Raw genomic sequence first — 15,669 nt, 5'->3', positions numbered from 1 at the left:
CTTTATTTAGCGGAATCTTCCTCCATTAATATCAACGCAAAAACGGCATAGTTTACCATATCTTGATAATTTGCATCTATACCTTCAGAAACTAGGGTTTTACCTTCGTTATTTTCAATTTGTTTTACACGCAGTAACTTCTGTAAAATAAGATCTGTTAAAGAGCTAATGCGCATATCACGCCAGGCTTCACCATAGTCGTGATTCTTATTCTCCATAAGATTTTTTGTTATGGCCACTTGCTGATCATAACTTGCTAAGGCTTCATCAAGGCTTAGATCTGGCTGTTCTACCACACCTTTATCGAGTTGAATTAAAGCCATAATAGAATAGTTAATTATGCCTATAAATTCTGAAGCTTCTCCTTCATTAACTTTATGCACTTCGTTTTGCTGAAGTCCGCGTATGCGCTGTGCTTTTATAAAAATCTGATCGGTAAGTGATGGTAATCGCAATATGCGCCAGGCACTTCCGTAGTCACTCATTTTTTTTGAAAATAGATTACGACAAGCGGTTATAACATTATCGTATTGCGCTGAAGTTTGCTTCATTTATATAGATTAAATCCTTAAGGATACTAATTGATAAGGAATAAAGCCTGCAAATTTTAATTCTGAAACATTCCTCAGGAATTAGGCTCATTCATTTTCCGTAAATTTCGCTTAAAATACGCAATCTAAAAAAAACATAGTTCTAATTCATGAAAAGCATTAATTGTAAAGGCAAACTCATAGATCTTTCTATACCTCGCGTTATGGGTATTTTAAATATAACACCAGATTCTTTTTATGACGGCGGAAACCTTAAAAATGACTCAGAAATTTTAAGTCTAGCGGAAAAAATGCTTACCGATGGAGCGACATTTATAGATATAGGTGGATATAGTTCTCGGCCCGGCGCGACAGATATATCGGTAAATGAAGAGCTTGAGCGTGTACTTCCGGTAGTAACGCTATTATTAAAGAATTTTCCAGAAGTCTTATTGTCTATAGATACTTTTAGAGCTGAAGTAGCGAAAAAAGCTATTGAAGCAGGTGCGGCAATCATAAATGATATATCTGCAGGAATTCTTGATGATCAAATGCTCAAAACAATTGCAGATTATCAAGTTCCTTACATTATGATGCATATGAAAGGTTCTCCTCAAACAATGAAAGAATTTGCAGATTACAAGGATGTGGTGCGAGAGGTACTCTTGTATTTTAGCGAGCGCATAGCTACTGCCCGATCTTGTGGCATTAACGATCTCATTATCGATCCGGGATTTGGATTTGCTAAGACAATCTCTCATAATTTTGAATTATTAAGAAATACCGAAAAGTTGCAAATTGCAGATTTGCCAATTTTAATAGGAGTTTCTAGAAAATCTATGATTTACAAAACGCTTGACACTTCAGCAGCAGAAGCCCTTAACGGAACCACTGTTTTAAATACAATAGCATTACAAAAAGGAGCTTCTATATTAAGAGTTCACGATGTGAAGGAAGCGGTTGAAACTGTAAAACTTTTAGATGCATTAAATGGTTAAAAATATAAGTAAGCTAGTTATTTAAAAACCATCGCAGATCAAAAAAAATGTTAGTAAGCGGTTATGTATCTTCGCGATTTTAAAAATTGTAAATGAGTATTGTATTTATTTTATTAGGTCTTACACTTCTAGTAATCGGAGGTGAGTTTCTTGTTCGTGCATCGGTAGGTTTATCTTTTAAACTTAACCTTTCAAAAATGGTAATCGGACTTACGGTAGTTTCTTTTGCAACATCTGCTCCAGAACTACTGGTAAGTTTACAGGCTGCTTTAGAAGGCTATTCAGACATTGCCCTGGGGAATGTTATAGGGAGTAATATTGCAAATATTGGTTTAGTACTAGGTCTTACAGCAATTATTTCTACTTTGGGAATTGACCGCGATTTTTTTAGGTTTAATTGGCCGGTGATGGTTTTGTATTCTTTAGGCCTTTATCTCGCTCTGGTAAATGATAATCAAATTTCAAGAATTGAAGGTGTTGTCTTGTTAGCTTCTCTGGTAATATATCTCATAGTCCTTATACGCAGAGCTAAAAACGCTAAACCCACAGAAGAAGGTCAAAACGACGAAATTGATGCAGGCCTCTCAACCACTTCCTATTTTAAAATTACGGTATGGCTACTTATAGGAGCCTTAGCATTATATTTTGGATCTGAATGGCTGGTGCGTGGAGCAAAAGACCTTGCGGAAATGGCAGGTGTGAGTGATTATGCGATTTCGGTAACGGTGATAGCTATAGGAACCAGTGTTCCAGAATTAGCTGCATCTATCATTGCGGCTCTCAAAAAAGAAAAAGCAATATCACTTGGGAATCTTATAGGCTCTAACATCTTTAATATAGCCTCGGTATTAGGACTCACTGCTTTAATAACACCTATACAGGTTATTGATCCTCAAATACTGGATACAAATATGTTTTGGTTACTAGGGTTTGCTTTATTATTACTGCCGTTAGGATTACTTCCCCTGAAATTAGAACTAAACAGGTGGAAGGGATTTATATTATTTGCAGCATACTGTGTATTTATAGGAATGGCTTTTAGTTAAGGTCTTAAAAATAAAAATGCCCGCATAAAGCGGGCATTTTTTATATTTTCAGAACGTAAATTATAGATGCTTTTCTGCTCCTTTTACAGTTTTTACAATTCTACCTGCAATACGGTAAGGATCACCATTAGAAGCTGGACGACGATCTTCTAACCATCCTTTCCATCCTTTTTCTACAGCGATAATTGGAATACGTATTGAAGCACCACGGTCTGATACTCCGTAAGAGAAATCACTTATAGATGCAGTCTCGTGTTTACCAGTTAAACGTTGATCATTGAACTCACCATAAACTTCGATGTGTTCTTTAACAAGAGGTCTAAAAGATTCACAAATTGTGTCGTAAACATCTTTTGAGCCAGCAGTACGTAACGTTGTATTTGAGAAGTTAGCGTGCATACCAGAACCATTCCAGTCACCTTTAATTGGTTTAGGGTGAAATTCTATATAGTATCCATAATCTTCAGTAAGTCTTTGTAGTAAATAACGAGCAATCCAGATTTCATCACCGGCTTTCTTAGCGCCTTTAGCAAAAAGTTGGAATTCCCACTGTCCACTTGCAACCTCTTGATTGATACCTTCAAAGTTAAGGCCGGCATCAATACATAAATCTGCGTGCTCTTCTACAAAAGCTCTTCCGTGTGTATTTTTACCACCTACAGAACAATAGTACATACCTTGAGGACCAGGGTAACCACCTACCGGAAATCCTAAAGGTAATTGCGTGCTTTTATCCATAATAAAGTATTCCTGCTCAAAACCGAACCAGAAATCATTGTCATCATCATCAATCTGTGCTCTGTAGTTAGATTCATGCGGAGAACCGTCTGCATTTAAAACTTCAGTCATTACTAAATAACCATCTCTACGTGCAGGATCAGGATAAATTGCTACGGGCTTTAATAGGCAATCAGAAGATCCACCTTCAGCTTGCTTCGTTGAAGAACCGTCAAAAGACCATACTGGACAATCTTCTAGTTTACCACTAAAATCGTCTTCAACTTTGGTTTTACTTCTTAGATTGGCAGTTGGAGAATAACCATCTAACCAGATATACTCTAATTTTGATTTGCCCATAATAAAATTAATTTTAAATTTTTTGAATTAAACTAATTACAAATATAACAAATCTTTAATATCTAGCATTCTTGTTTTAGGGGGTCTTAATTAAAAATCTATTGAATAAATTTAATTTACCCCTACCTATAGAGGGGTGTATTACGAAATTATATATTTTTACCGCTTAGAATTTTCGAATTCATAAAAATCTATCCAAAAATGAATACTTTACGATTTTTTGCACTGAAAGAAAGTCTTTCAAGAAAACCAGTAGTTATTGAAGAAAATGAGCGCAGATCTGCACTTTATGGTAAGCATGTTTTTGGGAAACAAGCTATGCGTCAGGTTCTTTCTAGTGATGCCTTTGAAGCTGTTCAAGATGCAATAAATACAGGTTCTAAGATTGATAGATTGATGGCAGATAGTATTGCTGCCGGAATGAAGCAGTGGGCAATTAGTTTAGGAGCAACCCATTATACGCATTGGTTTCAACCTCTAACAGGTGCAACAGCAGAAAAGCACGATGCCTTTTTTGAAAGTTTGTCTGATGGAAGTGCCATTGAAAAATTTGAAGGTGCAAAGCTGGTTCAACAAGAGCCAGACGCATCCTCATTTCCACATGGTGGAATTCGAAATACTTTTGAAGCACGGGGTTATACCGCCTGGGATCCTACATCTGCGGCATTTATTTTAGATACGACTTTGTGTATACCTACTGTGTTTGTTTCCTACACAGGTGAAGCTTTAGATAACAAAACTCCATTACTAAGAGCGCTAAACGCAATTGATAATTCTGCTACAGAAGTTGCAAAATATTTCAATAAATCGGTGACTAAAGTGACTGCAACTTTGGGATGGGAACAAGAATATTTTCTCATTGATGCGGCATTAGCAGCTTCGCGACCAGATATTATGCAAACAGGAAGGGCCTTGCTGGGTCACGCACCTGCAAAAGGACAGCAGTTAGATGATCATTACTTTGGATCCATACCTTCTAGAGCTTTAAATTTTATGAAGGATCTAGAGCAGCAGTGTATGCTTCTTGGAATTCCGGTAAAAACCAGACACAATGAAGTGGCACCAAACCAATTTGAGTTGGCACCTATTTTTGAAGAGGCAAATTTAGCAGTCGATCATAATTCATTAATTATGGATCTAATGGCCCGTGTAGCTGACAAACATAAACTCAAGGTTTTATTTCACGAAAAACCATTTGCAGGTATTAATGGTAGCGGAAAACATAACAACTGGTCACTGGCAACAGATACCGGAGTTAATTTGTTGAGTCCCGGTAGTACTCCTATGAAGAATCTCCAGTTTCTTACTTTCTTCATAAATACAATTAAAGCGGTTCAAGATCATGAAGAATTATTAAGAGCCTCTGTGGCATCTGCTTCAAATGATCATCGATTAGGGGCAAATGAAGCGCCACCAGCAATAATGTCTGTTTTTATCGGAAAACAATTAACGAAGGTACTTGATGAGTTAGAAAAAGTATCAGATGGAAAATTATCTCCGCAAGAGAAGACAGATCTTAAACTCAATGTTGTGGGTAAGATCCCCGAAATTTTGTTAGACAATACAGACCGTAATAGAACATCTCCATTTGCCTTTACAGGTAATAAATTTGAATTTAGAGCAGTCGGCTCAACAGCCAACTGTGCAAAGCCAATGGTGGTTTTAAATACAATTGTAGCAAAGCAATTAAAAGATTTTAAAATCGAAGTTGATACACTTATAGACAGTAAGGGTATGAAGAAGGATGATGCTATTTTCAATATTCTTCGTGAGTATATAAAAGCGTCAAAGAAAATACGCTTTGAAGGAGATGGTTATAGTAAGGAATGGGAAGCTGAAGCAAAAAAGCGAAAGCTTAGCAATAATCGTACGACACCACAAGCTTTAGATATTCAATTAGCTAAGCAGACATTATCCTTATTTGAAGAAATGGATGTTATGAATTCTATCGAACTCAAAGCACGACATGAAATTGAAATTGAAGAATATATTAAGAGAGTTCAAATTGAAAGTAGAGTCCTGGGAGATATGGCTCGCAATCATATAATTCCTACATCAATTAGATATCAAAATTTATTGATTAAGAATGTAAAAGGTTTAAAAGAAATCTTTGAAGGAGATTATAAAACTATGGCCAGTGAACAGCTAAATATAATTGAGCAAATATCTTCTTATTTAAAAATTGTTAACGAGGCTATCACAGAGATGATAGCTGTAAGAAAAGAAGCAAATCTACTAGATATAAAGGATAGAGCTAAATCGTATAACGAATTAGTAATTCCATATTTTAACAAAATTAGATATGCTTCAGATAAATTAGAATTATTAGTAGAGGATAAGCTTTGGCCTCTTGCAAAGAACAGAGAATTACTCAATTTGAGATAATTTAGAGTTTCAGAGACAAATCCATGAGTCTAAAACGTTAATTTAACTTTACATAATTATCTTTTACCTACAAATGATGTAGGTAAAAGACTACACATATTTTTTTGATATTAGAAAGGGTGTTTTTCCCTTTTTGCTGCGGATGCCTTTATCTACAAGGCTTCAGATTCTACATCGTTATAGTCTACTTGTACTTTCATCGAAAAGTTATAGAATTCATAAAATCAGCACATTAGTTTTTCCTAATTTAGCCTTGCGTTGAAAGAGTAAAGGATGATGAAAATTGATTTCTACGCAGGCTATAATCCCTTATATAGCTAGAATTTGGTCTTTTGATCTTTCCCTATGATCTAAGCCAAATATTATTTACCAAGTATATTATTAACCATTCTATATATTATTAATTTAAAACTTTCTATTATGAAAAAAGTAGTATTAAGCGCAGCAGCGCTAATGATCGGGGCTGTTGCTTTTGCACAGCAAAATACCTCTACAGGTACCCAAACTGGAAGTTCAAACGTTGGACATGCTTATCAAGCAGGAACAATGAACAATGCCGATCTTACACAAAATGGAACAGCAAATAATTCTGTGTCAACTCAATTTGGTGCAAGTAACCTTGTGAAAGTTGATCAAGTAGGTGAGAAAAACGTATCTGCTGCAACTCAGGAAGGAGGATCTTTTAACAAGGCTTATGTTGATCAGGATGATCTTGGAAACAAGTCTACTATCATTCAAGGTACAGGTATGGCAGCTGTAGGAAACTGGGCCAAAGTAACTCAATCTGGATCATCTGATGTTTTAACAGGGAACACTGCTACAGTAAAGCAAACATATGACCAGAGTAAGGCAGACGTTATGCAAACAGGTGATAGCAACCAAGCGAAAGTTACCCAAGTAGGAAAGCCAAATCAACCTTCTGCACCTAATGCAAATTTCCCTAGAAACGAGGCGGATGTAGACCAAACTGGTACTGGAAATAAAGCTCGTGTAGATCAGGAATCTTACGCAGTTGCCGGTGTTAAAAACATGGCTACAATAAGCACAACTGGTATGGATAACTTAGCTATTGTTGAGCAAATTAAAACTCAAGGCAATAAAGCAACAGTGATACAGGATAATAATTATGCTGAAGCTTATGTTTACCAAGATTCTGATGATAACACTGCAAAAGTTACTCAAACTGGTGATGATGTTGATTTAACATCAGGAAGTGGAGATGTAGCTATCGTTCATCAAATGGGTTCTACAGGTAACACCGCTAATGTTACTCAAGAAAGTATAGATCCTTATGGTGATCCAGGTAGTTATTCTGAAGTTCTTCAAGACGGATCTGATAACAAAGCAACTGTTAAGCAAACGACTAGAGGTCAAGAAGCATTTGTACATCAGTTAGGAGATAACAACATGGTTAATGTAGATCAGTCAGGTTATAGCCAATATGCAGATCTTTATCAAGAAGGTTCTGACCATAAAATTAATTTGACTCAAAAGTGGTCTCAAGGTTCTGCAATAATATCTCAGTTTGGTAATGGTCATTCTGCAACTTACACTCAAGGTGGTGGCGGAAATAATACTATAACTACTTTACAAGAAGATTTTGCAGGTCAAGGAAGTTTAGATATGACTCCTGAAACTCAAATGACACCATCAGGTTACTAATACATAAAAATATTAGTAGTTAAATAAGAGGAAAGGGTGTGCATCAAAACACGCCCTTTCTTATTTAAATAATTGTAAATAAATTAAATATGATACATACAATCAAATTTCGAGAGAGTAAACTTAATTTCTGTTTTTTACATTATATGTTATTGTCATTAATTACTTTACCAGTTATAACTAGCCAAACTTATATAGATCCCAATCAATCTAGTACAGATCCTAAAGCATTAATGGAGTCATTAGGAAGTGCATTTGTATCAAATGTCAACTTAAAAAATATTCAGGGAAATTCAGTTTTTTTAACCCAAATAGGATCATATAATGATTCAACAGTCAATACTAATACTGCAAATAGTTCCATAACAATACTACAAGATGGTAGCTACAATATTACAAATCTTGACTATACTGCTAGAACAGCTTATGCTAATATTGAACAGCGAGGAAATTCAAATACGATTATTGATAATATTAATAATGTATCACTTGATGTATCACTTGAACTTTCGCAACAAGGAAATAATTTAAATTTTATAAGGGATAATGCGAATGAACTTACTAAAACTTTAAAATTTTCGCAAACTGAAGCTTCGCCAAATCTTATTGTGAGAAGTATTAATTAATAGAATAAAATGTTTTTTAGTACCCCCAAATACCTAATTATATTTAGTATTACTTTAATCCCTTTATTGGGATTTAGTCAGTTTATAAATAAAGAAATTAAAGCAGAAGTATTAATTGAAAAAAATAGTGAATTCTATAATTTTATAGGTACAGCTGAAAACCTTACAAATACAGACTTTAATTTAAAGTATGACCTCTTACTTTTTACTACAGAATCTGATGGACAAATTACCAAAGAAACTAAATCTGATCGAATCTTTATTCAGGCTCATCAGAAATTAATTCTCCCTTCTATAACTGTAAATTACAGTGTAAGTAATAAAACTATTATAGTCCTCATTATTTATGACCTTGATGATAAACCACTCGGTCAAGACCGCATAGTTTTAGAAAATGGAGGGCAAACTGATTTAAGCACTCTTAAAAAGGATACTCAGATGGCTGTGTCAAATGAAGATCAAGCGGCGCCTTCAGATGGTTTTGTCATGGATGGTTTCGTTCTTGAAAATACAATTACCAAAGCAGGCAAAGATTTTTACCGATATTTTTATTCTGAATATTTTAATAAACAAATTAGATCTTCTAAAGATATCTTAATAGAAGAAGTTCCTGGTAGAGGAATAAACACACGTATTTCTGTATTTGTAGCAGACCAATTAGTTTGGCAATTTTTTGCTCAACCCAGAAAAGCATTTCTAATTAGAAATGCGTCAATCGCATTAAATAGATCAATTGCCTATCTCCAAGAACTTGATCAGCGAAAAAATGAATTTATAAGATATTAATATGACAAAATGTTTACTTTTTTTATTGCTATTTAGCTCTGCAAGTGTATTCGCTCAACAGTTTTCGTATAAACCTATAAATCCAGCATTTGGGGGAGATACTTTTAATTATACTTGGATGCTAAGTTCGGCTTCGGCACAAAATGGTCATACCGCCCCTCGAAATGAATCTGAACAACAATCGGAATTAGAAGAATTTGGTGATAATCTAAACCGTCAACTGTTAAGTCAGATTTCAAGAACACTACTTCAACAACAAATCGATGGGATAGGAAATTTTGATCAAGAAGGAACTTTCACATATGGTTCTCTGGCTGTGGAAGTCTTTGAAAGTGAAGAAGGATTAGTAATTAATATTCTAGATACATCTACTGGAGAACAAACCCAGGTAATTGTCCCAAATCAATAATCATTTATGAAGTATTACAAATTACAACTTTACTTAATGAGCGTGTTTCTACTTTCATCGTGTGGAGCATACTTTAATCAACCATTTGATCAAACTCCCGCACGATTAGGAGAGTATTCAAAATCGACAAAAACTCTTTTGGGATTACCTCCCGCACAATCCCCGGTAGAAGTTGCTGTCTACAACTTTAGTGATCAAACAGGGCAATACAAAGCAGTGGAAAACGGAAGTACATTTAGTACTGCAGTAACCCAAGGCTCAACAGCAATTCTCTTAAAAGCTTTAGAAGATAGTGGCTGGTTTATTCCTATAGAACGTGAAAATTTAAGTAATCTTTCTACAGAACGAAATATTATACGGAATACAAAACAGGAATATATTAAAAATCTTAATCCTAACGAGCCACCATTACCACCACTTAAATATGCCGGAATTATATTAGAAGGAGGTATCGTATCTTATGATACAAATATTATTACCGGAGGAGTAGGAGCGCGATATTTTGGACTTGGAGGTTCAGCAAAATACCGTCAGGATCGAATAACGGTATACCTGAGGATGGTATCAACTAGCAATGGTGAGATATTAAAAACTGTATATGTATCTAAAACCATATTATCTCAAGCTTTAGACGCCAGTCTTTTTCGCTTTGTGAAGTTTCAAAGATTGCTAGAAACTGAGATGGGAATTACACGTAATGAGCCGGTACAATTAGCTATAAAAGATGCTGTAGAGAAAGCAGTTCACGATTTAATTGTTGAAGGTATAGAAGGCGGATTTTGGTCAGCAAAAGGTGGTAATCAAGTTAACGAGGAGGTCGTTGCTAATTATAATGCAGAAAAAGAAATAGCAGAATCTACAGGTATCTATAATAGAATTTTCTTTCAGCAAAAATTTAAGAATTCAATTAATTTCTCCTTAGGGACTTCTTTACTTGATGCAGATTATAGTGATACACATTTTGGGCCTATGGCTAAGATAGGATACAATCTTGGTTTGAGTGAGGTCGTGAGTTTAAATGTGAATGGGGCATATATGAGATTTAAAACGGGTAGTACTTTTGAAGAAAGTTTTGCTAGTATAGATCTCAACGCAGAGTTTAGATTGTTGCGTAACGATAAATTGTCTCCCTATATATATGGGGGTGGCGGAATTCTATTGGGATTTGAAAATGATGGGTTTTTAGGACTCGATGCAGATCAAACAGATGCTAAAGTTCAATATGGCGCTGGGATAGAATATGCTCTTTCTCCAAGAATAGGAATGCGTATTTGGGGGGAACACAATATTACATTTTCAGATAAGGTAGACAATCTCGTTAATGGCAAGCGTGATGATTTTTATTTCAATTTTGGAGTGGGACTCAAGTACTATTTCAATTTCACAAATAAAAAGAAGGATGGTTTAAGTGATGATTCTCAAGTAAAATCCCCAAAAAATTAAACAGATGAAGAATAAAATATTTTATTTAATTGTTAGCACACTTATTATTCTTGCAGGTTGCAGTGAAGATACTATCGAAGAGAATGGAGTTGGCCGTCTAACGGGTACCGTTGTTGCAAAAACTACAAATACACCACTCGAAAACATCAAAATTGTAACTAGTCCCGCATCAAGTACAGTATTTACAGATGCATCTGGTAATTTTGTTATAGAAACAATAAGTGTAGGAGAATATTCAGTGCAAGCAGAATCCGATATATATGCGGATGCTTTTGAAGCTGTATCCATACTTAATAATGAGACGAGCATTGTAGTTTTTGAATTAGAAGTAAGTAAGACTAATAATATAGAGCCTTTAGTTCCAGAACTGTTGACTCCCACAGATGGTGCATCAAACTTAGAACCTAATATCCAATTTATTTGGTCTTCTTCAGAAAGTGATACCGATGAAATAATTTATAAATTTCAACTAAGAAACGGTACAACTAATGAAATTATATCCAGAGAGGTGGTTGCAGATACGACCGTAACAATTGAGAATCTTAATTTAGGTACAAATTATTTTTGGCAAGTAAGTGCTTCAGATGATAGCAGTGAAGTACAAAGTACAGTGAGCCAATTTAGCACAAATAGCACACCGCAGAATAATTATTTCTATGTTAGGTCTGTTAATGGCAATAGTGTTATTTACTCAGGCAATAAAAAAGATGCAAGTAATGAAGAAGATGCTGAAGTTAACTTTAATGAGTTTAAACTAACATCTGAATCATTTAATAGCTTTAGACCTCATAAAAACAACGAAACTTCAAAAATAGCATTTCTTCGAACGGTTAATGGTGCCACTCAATTGCATACTATGAATCTCGACGGTTCAGGTGTTAAGCAAGTAACAAGCACCATTCCTGTAAATGGCTTTAGAATTGATGAAATAGATTATACGTGGGCACAAAATGGAGGGAAATTATATTATCCTAATTTTGATAAACTTTATAGTATAAATCCAGATGGAGGAGGAAGTACTTTAATTTACAAAACCACAGATGGGAGTTTTATATCTGAGGTTAGCGTGTCCCAATTCGACGATAATTTAATTGCTTTAAAAACAAATAATAGTGATGGCTATAATGTGAGAGTTTATACTGTTAGATTATCATCTGGAACTGAAGAACGTGTGATTTTTCAAAATGGGATGGGTGCAGTAAAGGGAATTGATTTAAATGCCAATGGGACCCAACTTTTATATTCTAAAGATACTTCCGGCTCTCAAAATAATGAATATCGTCAATTTGCTAATAGAATTTTCATTTATGATTTAAATACCGGTGTCGAGCGTTTGTTTGATAATGGTGCCGTTAGTGGATCTAATGATATACAACCACGATGGTCCCCTTCTGAAGGAGCAATCATATTTACTAGAAAACCAAGTAATATTAATTCTGTACCTAATGTTTTAGTTAGTCCGTTGAGCGAATATACCTCAGATAATATTTTATTTACAAATGCTTCTATGCCCGACTGGGAAGAATAATTTTTAAATAACTAATCAACCTTAAGAACGTCCTGAAATATCAGGACGTTTTTATTTCTTACTTTTGCAAAATAACTGACAAAAATGAGCCAAGAGATTTCAAAGAGGTACGCAGATCGCGGAGTTTCCGCAGGAAAAGAAGATGTGCATAATGCTATTAAAAATGTAGATAAGGGACTGTTTCCGCAGGCTTTTTGCAAAATTGTACCCGATTATCTTACGGGAAGCGAGGAGCATTGTCTAATTATGCACGCAGATGGTGCTGGCACAAAATCTTCTCTGGCTTATATGTACTGGAAAGAAACTGGGGATATATCAGTATGGAAAGGGATCGCACAAGATGCTTTAATTATGAATGTTGATGACTTGCTATGTGTAGGAGCAACAGATAATATTTTGCTTTCATCCACCATTGGTAGAAACAAAAACCTAATCTCTGGAGAAGTTATTTCTGCTATAATTAACGGTACCGAAGAATTAATAGATGACCTCAAAAATCACGGTGTGACTATTAATAGCACCGGTGGAGAAACTGCAGATGTTGGAGATCTTGTACGTACTATTATCGTAGATTCTACAGTAACTGCGAGAATGAAACGGGAGGATGTTATAGACAATAAGAACATCAAGCCTGGTGATGTTATTGTAGGTCTGGCAAGTTTTGGACAGTCAACTTATGAAAAGGAATATAATGGTGGGATGGGAAGTAATGGTCTTACATCGGCACGCCACGACGTCTTTGGAAAATATCTGGCAGAAAAGTATCCAGAAAGTTTTGATCACGCTGTTCCCGAAGATCTCGTATATAGCGGGTCAAGAAAATTAACAGATTCGGTAGCTCATTCACCTTTAGATGCTGGTAAACTGGTTTTATCTCCGACACGTACGTATGCGCCGGTGATTAATAAAATTCTACAAGATGTAGATAAGAATCTCTTGCATGGTATGGTGCATTGTAGCGGAGGTGCACAAACAAAAATTTTACATTTTGTAGAGAACTTACATATTATAAAAGATGATCTTTTTGAATTACCTCCACTTTTCAAATTAATCCAAGAGGAGAGTGGTACAAATTGGAAAGAGATGTACCAAGTCTTTAATATGGGGCACCGTATGGAACTTTATGTAGATCCTCAATTAGCTCAGGAAATTATAGATATTTCAAAGTCTTTTAATATTGAGGCTAAGATTATTGGACGCGTAGAATCTGCAGATTCAAAAAAGTTAACAATTAAAAGTACTTTTGGCACGTTTACCTATTAACAGTAATTAAACAATTTCGGTTTGTATAAATTTTTATTCTCCTTATTTCTAATTTCAGGTTTTATTGGTAGTCAAAATGCAGCTGCTCAACACGTGGCTTTTCCTTTACCTATTAAAAAGAATTTAGTAAAGAGATTAACTGAACAAATTATTATTGTAGAACCCACAAACTGGTCAGAATCAAATCGTATTGGCTTAGATCTTAGTGAGGTTGCTTTTGTTAATTGGAATTCTGGAGGTAGTAACTCCATCTCAGGATTAGCAGAACTTGTGGTAGAAAGAAATTATAGCGACAATAAAACTAAGTGGAGAAATAAATTCTCAGGTAGATTTGGTATTAACAGTCAGGAAGGACGCGAACTTCGCAAAACCGATGATTTTTTAGAAATTACTTCAGATTACGGTTATAGAAAAGATACATTATCAAATTGGTATTATTCTGCTAAATTTAGATTTGCATCTCAATTTACAAATGGGTACAAATATCCAGACACCAGCGTGCCTATCTCTCAATTTATGGCTCCGGGTTATGTATTTCTGGGTGTAGGTGGTGAATATGGGAAATATATCGAGAATTTATCTATCTACGCATCCCCACTTACATATAAGTCTACTTTTGTTTTAGATCAGGAGCTGGCAAATAATGGTTCTTTTGGGGTAACACCTGCAGTGCGCGATGCAGATGGGAATATTATAAAGAATGGAGAGAAGGTAAATAGCGAGCTTGGTATTCTTTTACAAAGTGTGCTTAAAGCTACTATTATGGAGAATATAAACTTCACAAATTCAATAAACCTCTATACAGATTATTTAAATAGCTTCGGAAACATTGATGTAGATTGGGAATTGAACTTAAATTTCAAGGTTAATAGTTTTGTATTGGCACGATTAGGATCTCATTTAAAGTATGATAATGACATCAAAATTACGGAAACAAACATTGATGGTGAAGAGATTACTATGGGTGCTAGAACGCAATGGAAACAACAATTAGGGATAGGCGTTATTGTTGATTTTTAAATTACTTTAGAAAACCTAAAACTCTACCTTCTGTTTTATCGTAAGTTTAACAAGTAATTCGTTTACACGATAATTCGTTTCATGAGTATCTTAAATTCCATAAAAACTAGAAGTAACATTTATTTTGTACTTCTAATTACATTGGCTACTGCTGTCAATCTTCTAGTTATAGGATTTTCCGATTTAGAAACTAGTAGACTCGCCCGCCTCACAACTGTTATTTTATTCAGCTTATATTTTATTATAAAGAAGAGATATTACAGTTTCTGGATATTTTCAGCATTACTTTTTTTATGCATAAAAGATGTCTTTTTTCAATTTTATGAAGAATCCTGGGGTTACAAGCTGTATTTAATATTTGGCACATTAGCATACGTTACCATAGTTTTAGAGCGGTTGCCCAAGATTTCTGAAATAAGCTTTAAGCCGGGTATAGTTTTAATAACTTCAGTCCTGGTTGCTGCAAATACGTATACCTTGTATATAATAATGAATATGGTGAGTTATACTTTCCACGATGGTGTCGAGCCTATTTTATTATATCTATACGGTGCATCAATGATGCTATTAGGAGTAGAAGCCATAGCCTACAACAATAAATATAATAGCTCCAGGTCATTGATATATACATTCTTCGCGTTTGCATTTATCTTCTCAGATATTGCAGCCTTATTTGCTTATTATTTCAATTTCGAAATCTTTTACTTTTTTGATCGCTTTTTGTTTTTGTGTGCTCTAGGTATGTATATCCATTACAGTCTTAATTACGAGAGTATTAAAGAAGAGTATTTTCAATTCAATATGATTGATAAGAAACTGTAGTAATCTCTTTTCACTTTTCTACATCATTGTTTATCCTATAAAAACTTTATATTCGATGTAGTATAAATACAATT

14 protein-coding genes are annotated in these 15,669 nt (G+C 34.7%); 12 read left to right on the top strand and 2 right to left on the bottom strand.

Translation table 11 applies throughout. The features are described from left to right. Positions 1 to 2: 2 nt before the first annotated feature. Positions 3 to 551 (bottom strand): DUF1599 domain-containing protein, encoded by a 549-nt coding sequence (locus tag ABVM53_RS02545; RefSeq protein ID WP_405329131.1) that lies wholly within the window; start codon positions 549 to 551, stop codon positions 3 to 5. 149 nt (positions 552 to 700) lie between these two features. On the opposite strand from ABVM53_RS02545, the gene folP reads away from it, so the two are divergent. Continuing rightward, on the top strand, positions 701 to 1,528 hold the full coding sequence (gene folP, locus ABVM53_RS02540) for a dihydropteroate synthase (RefSeq protein ID WP_405329128.1): 828 nt from the start codon (positions 701 to 703) through the stop codon (positions 1,526 to 1,528). Positions 1,529 to 1,620: 92 nt separating this feature from the next. Next, a complete protein-coding gene (locus tag ABVM53_RS02535) occupies positions 1,621 to 2,574 on the top strand; it encodes a calcium/sodium antiporter (protein ID WP_371457001.1) in 954 nt (317 codons plus the stop codon). A gap of 60 nt (positions 2,575 to 2,634) precedes the next feature. On the opposite strand, the gene ABVM53_RS02530 is transcribed toward ABVM53_RS02535, so the two are convergent. Continuing rightward, entirely contained in the window at positions 2,635 to 3,651 is a 1,017-nt protein-coding gene (locus tag ABVM53_RS02530) for a glutamine synthetase beta-grasp domain-containing protein (protein WP_128757571.1), read from the bottom strand. Positions 3,652 to 3,852: 201 nt separating this feature from the next. On the opposite strand from ABVM53_RS02530, the gene ABVM53_RS02525 reads away from it, so the two are divergent. The 10 genes from ABVM53_RS02525 (at position 3,853) to ABVM53_RS02480 (ending at position 15,595) form a co-directional block, all read left to right on the top strand. Then, on the top strand, positions 3,853 to 6,036 hold the full coding sequence (locus tag ABVM53_RS02525; RefSeq protein ID WP_405329123.1) for a glutamine synthetase III: 2,184 nt from the start codon (positions 3,853 to 3,855) through the stop codon (positions 6,034 to 6,036). Positions 6,037 to 6,456: 420 nt separating this feature from the next. Further along, positions 6,457 to 7,698 (top strand): hypothetical protein, encoded by a 1,242-nt coding sequence (locus tag ABVM53_RS02520; RefSeq protein WP_405329120.1) that lies wholly within the window; start codon positions 6,457 to 6,459, stop codon positions 7,696 to 7,698. An 89-nt stretch (positions 7,699 to 7,787) separates the two neighbouring features. After that, positions 7,788 to 8,324: a hypothetical protein gene (locus ABVM53_RS02515; RefSeq protein ID WP_405329117.1), complete on the top strand. Its 537-nt coding sequence runs from the start codon at positions 7,788 to 7,790 to the stop codon at positions 8,322 to 8,324. A 9-nt stretch (positions 8,325 to 8,333) separates the two neighbouring features. After that, on the top strand, positions 8,334 to 9,110 hold the full coding sequence (locus ABVM53_RS02510; RefSeq protein WP_405329114.1) for a CsgE family curli-type amyloid fiber assembly protein: 777 nt from the start codon (positions 8,334 to 8,336) through the stop codon (positions 9,108 to 9,110). Position 9,111: 1 nt separating this feature from the next. Further along, positions 9,112 to 9,519 (top strand): curli assembly protein CsgF, encoded by a 408-nt coding sequence (locus tag ABVM53_RS02505; RefSeq protein ID WP_405329111.1) that lies wholly within the window; start codon positions 9,112 to 9,114, stop codon positions 9,517 to 9,519. A 6-nt stretch (positions 9,520 to 9,525) separates the two neighbouring features. Then, entirely contained in the window at positions 9,526 to 10,962 is a 1,437-nt protein-coding gene (locus ABVM53_RS02500; RefSeq protein ID WP_405329108.1) for a CsgG/HfaB family protein, read from the top strand. A 4-nt stretch (positions 10,963 to 10,966) separates the two neighbouring features. Beyond that, positions 10,967 to 12,490, top strand: coding sequence for a carboxypeptidase regulatory-like domain-containing protein (locus ABVM53_RS02495; RefSeq protein WP_405329105.1), 1,524 nt, complete (start codon positions 10,967 to 10,969; stop codon positions 12,488 to 12,490). Between the two features lie 84 nt (positions 12,491 to 12,574). Next, complete coding sequence (locus ABVM53_RS02490) at positions 12,575 to 13,753, top strand: AIR synthase related protein (RefSeq protein ID WP_405329102.1); 1,179 nt, start codon at positions 12,575 to 12,577, stop codon at positions 13,751 to 13,753. Positions 13,754 to 13,774: 21 nt separating this feature from the next. After that, positions 13,775 to 14,773: a DUF3078 domain-containing protein gene (locus ABVM53_RS02485; RefSeq protein WP_405329099.1), complete on the top strand. Its 999-nt coding sequence runs from the start codon at positions 13,775 to 13,777 to the stop codon at positions 14,771 to 14,773. 81 nt (positions 14,774 to 14,854) lie between these two features. Continuing rightward, positions 14,855 to 15,595, top strand: coding sequence for a hypothetical protein (locus tag ABVM53_RS02480; protein ID WP_405329097.1), 741 nt, complete (start codon positions 14,855 to 14,857; stop codon positions 15,593 to 15,595). Positions 15,596 to 15,669 lie beyond the last annotated feature (74 nt).

Source organism: Leeuwenhoekiella sp. LLG6367-2.1, from assembly GCF_045055775.1.
Lineage (GTDB): Bacteria > Bacteroidota > Bacteroidia > Flavobacteriales > Flavobacteriaceae > Leeuwenhoekiella > Leeuwenhoekiella aequorea.
This window is presented reverse-complemented; position numbering and strand designations above follow the sequence as displayed.

What these genes read in the sequence shown, in the direction of transcription:
- ABVM53_RS02545 (WP_405329131.1), bottom strand. Translation starts at nt 551, where the DNA reads ATGAAGCAAACTTCAGCGCAATACGATAATGTTATAACCGCTTGTCGT.
- folP (WP_405329128.1), top strand. Translation starts at nt 701, where the DNA reads ATGAAAAGCATTAATTGTAAAGGCAAACTCATAGATCTTTCTATACCT.
- ABVM53_RS02535 (WP_371457001.1), top strand. Translation starts at nt 1,621, where the DNA reads ATGAGTATTGTATTTATTTTATTAGGTCTTACACTTCTAGTAATCGGA.
- ABVM53_RS02530 (WP_128757571.1), bottom strand. Translation starts at nt 3,651, where the DNA reads ATGGGCAAATCAAAATTAGAGTATATCTGGTTAGATGGTTATTCTCCA.
- ABVM53_RS02525 (WP_405329123.1), top strand. Translation starts at nt 3,853, where the DNA reads ATGAATACTTTACGATTTTTTGCACTGAAAGAAAGTCTTTCAAGAAAA.
- ABVM53_RS02520 (WP_405329120.1), top strand. Translation starts at nt 6,457, where the DNA reads ATGAAAAAAGTAGTATTAAGCGCAGCAGCGCTAATGATCGGGGCTGTT.
- ABVM53_RS02515 (WP_405329117.1), top strand. Translation starts at nt 7,788, where the DNA reads ATGATACATACAATCAAATTTCGAGAGAGTAAACTTAATTTCTGTTTT.
- ABVM53_RS02510 (WP_405329114.1), top strand. Translation starts at nt 8,334, where the DNA reads ATGTTTTTTAGTACCCCCAAATACCTAATTATATTTAGTATTACTTTA.
- ABVM53_RS02505 (WP_405329111.1), top strand. Translation starts at nt 9,112, where the DNA reads ATGACAAAATGTTTACTTTTTTTATTGCTATTTAGCTCTGCAAGTGTA.
- ABVM53_RS02500 (WP_405329108.1), top strand. Translation starts at nt 9,526, where the DNA reads ATGAAGTATTACAAATTACAACTTTACTTAATGAGCGTGTTTCTACTT.
- ABVM53_RS02495 (WP_405329105.1), top strand. Translation starts at nt 10,967, where the DNA reads ATGAAGAATAAAATATTTTATTTAATTGTTAGCACACTTATTATTCTT.
- ABVM53_RS02490 (WP_405329102.1), top strand. Translation starts at nt 12,575, where the DNA reads ATGAGCCAAGAGATTTCAAAGAGGTACGCAGATCGCGGAGTTTCCGCA.
- ABVM53_RS02480 (WP_405329097.1), top strand. Translation starts at nt 14,855, where the DNA reads ATGAGTATCTTAAATTCCATAAAAACTAGAAGTAACATTTATTTTGTA.